We start from the raw sequence: 2,407 nt of genomic DNA on the forward strand, positions 1-2,407 counted from the left end.
CTGTAATACAGCGTGCGAACCATTTCACGGGGGCGCCGATGCTTACGGGCAAGCTCTTTCTCGACCTTGGTATCGGCAGCGTCATACACTGCCTTCGTCGCTTTCAGACGCCATGAGTAGTACGCATCCGTCAGCGACGCACTACGCATGATTTTGTCTACTAGAGCCCAGCTGTGTCCACTGGGGTGCTCGCCTTCGAGGACGAAAACCAAGGGCCGCTCCGTCAAAATGATCTCCTCAGGCCGAATCGGGGCTGTGGCCATCAACTGCTTTTCTTTGGTTTCCCGCCAGGTTGTCACTTCCCATTTGACTTCGTCACTGATGGTCGTTGTCACCATCATTTCGCGCTCCTGCTGCACCAGGGGCGAAGCCACGGGCAGATCTGGGGGCTGGGTGTCGCCCAATTCATCGATGCCTCCGGAGCGTGGAACTGTTGAGTTGCTGTGCGTGCTCTTGTAGCGGTGATGGCCTGTCGTAGCCATACCTCATGCAACGATCAAAGTAATGATTGCGTCCCGATCAAACATGATTGGGACGGGCTCCTTGCTGGGATTCGCCTTGCGGATCGCTGCGATAAGTTTCTGCTCGCCTTCGCTGAGGCAGAGGGCGCCCAGGCAATGTTCAATGGCCTGCAGCAATTCAGGGCTCACATCGTTAAGCACACGGCGCATTAGCAAGCCGGGGTGGAGGTCGAGCGCGCCGGCCAACGCCGGCACCTTGTTAATCGGCACCTTCATGCCACCCGACTTAAACATCTGAATCACCTTGGGCGATTCATAGCCAAGCACGCTGGCCAGCTCCTCGTCTGTAACACCGGCCAACGTTTGTTGATCTGCCAGCCACTGCTGGGTGGTTTTGTCTTTCATTCAAATCTCCAGAATTACGGTCTGCAACATGTGACCGACTGCATTTATTAGAGCGCTCACCAATTGGATTTACTGGGTTTTTGATTTTTTGGTGCGCGTTTGCTCGATGCTGCTAGCAACATCGGGTTCGCCGAATCCTAATAATGCTATTGCACCGCAATCTGGACAGTATTCGCAAGTCATAATAATGGGCTTTTCTGTCTTTTTCTTGGATGGGAACACTGCGCGCCTATCGTGCAGAGATGGAGCACCGCCACAAAACTCATATTGCATTTGATTGCTTTGATTGAGTCTGGATGCGATATTTTTAGCACAGATATGGAGGCTGTAATCGCTGAATGTCCTGATGTGGTGGTTTCAATGCGGTGATATGCTATTCCCTTCGATGGATAATAAGTAAGTAATGACTTAATGGCGGGTAATTAAATTGAGAAATTGAATGGAAGGGCATATCGGCTGTCGCTTAGCCGGGTAGGCGTGCTGAGACTTTCCAATGAGATGTGCTGGCATACTGCCCAGGTAAAAAATTGTCAGCATCGCTCTCGCATGAACCAACAAACCCTGTCCGCTTTCATCTGGTCTGTCGCCGATCTTCTGCGCGGCGACTACAAACAATCTGACTACGGCAAGGTCATCCTCCCCTTCACGGTGTTGCGCCGTCTTGACTGCGTGTTGGAGGCCACCAAGTCCGCGGTGCTGGTGGAACTGGCAGACAAGGAAAAGCTGGGCATCAATCCAGAGCCCTTCCTCTTGCGCAAGGCGGGGCAGAGCTTCTTCAACACCTCGCCCCTAGATCTGCAGAAACTGTTGGGTGATCCGGATCACATTGCGCAAAACCTGTTCAGCTACGTGCAGGCGTTCTCGCCCGCCGTGCGCGATGTGTTCGAGCGCTTTGAATTCCACACCCAGGTTGAGCGCCTGGCCAAGTCGGGCCTGCTCTACCAGGTGGCCGAAAAGTTCTCCCAGATTGACCTGCACCCCGAGGTGGTCAGCAACATGCAGATGGGCCTGGTGTTCGAGGAGCTGATCCGCAAGTTCGCTGAAATCAGCAACGAGACCGCCGGGGAGCATTTCACCCCGCGCGAAGTCATCCGACTCATGGTCAACCTGATCTTCATCGAGGACGATGACATCCTGAGCAAGCCCGGCGTAGTGCGCACCATCTACGACCCCACAGCGGGCACCGGCGGCATGYTCAGCGTGGCGGGCGAATACCTGGCCGAGCACAACCCGCAGGCACGCCTGACGGTGTTTGGCCAGGAGCTCAACCCTGAGTCCTACGCCATCTGCAAGGCCGACATGCTGATCAAGGGCCAGGACGTGGCCAACATCGCTTTTGGCAACACCCTCAGTGACGACGGYCATGGGCATAAGAAGTTCGACTACATGCTCTCCAACCCACCCTTTGGCGTGGAATGGAAGAAGGTCGAAAAAGAAGTGCGCAAAGAGCACGAGCAGCAGGGTTACAACGGTCGCTTCGGCCCGGGCCTGCCCCGCGTGTCGGATGGCTCCATGCTGTTCTTGCTGCACCTGCTGAGCAA

Annotated in this window: 3 protein-coding genes; 1 reads left to right on the top strand and 2 read right to left on the bottom strand. The window is 55.1% G+C overall.

The annotated features are described in order from the left end of the window. Nucleotides 1-374: hypothetical protein (locus AC04MI_RS24635; RefSeq protein ID WP_476498978.1), on the bottom strand; the 374-nt coding region annotated here is incomplete at its 3' end. A gap of 111 nt (nucleotides 375-485) precedes the next feature. Continuing rightward, nucleotides 486-866, bottom strand: coding sequence for a hypothetical protein (locus AC04MI_RS24640; protein WP_476498979.1), 381 nt, complete (start codon nucleotides 864-866; stop codon nucleotides 486-488). A 546-nt stretch (nucleotides 867-1,412) separates the two neighbouring features. Between AC04MI_RS24640 and AC04MI_RS24645 the strand changes: the two genes are divergently transcribed. Beyond that, nucleotides 1,413-2,407 (top strand): type I restriction-modification system subunit M (locus tag AC04MI_RS24645; RefSeq protein ID WP_476498980.1); only part of this gene is annotated, 995 nt, incomplete at its 3' end.

The organism is Acidovorax sp. LjRoot204, from assembly GCF_056175785.1.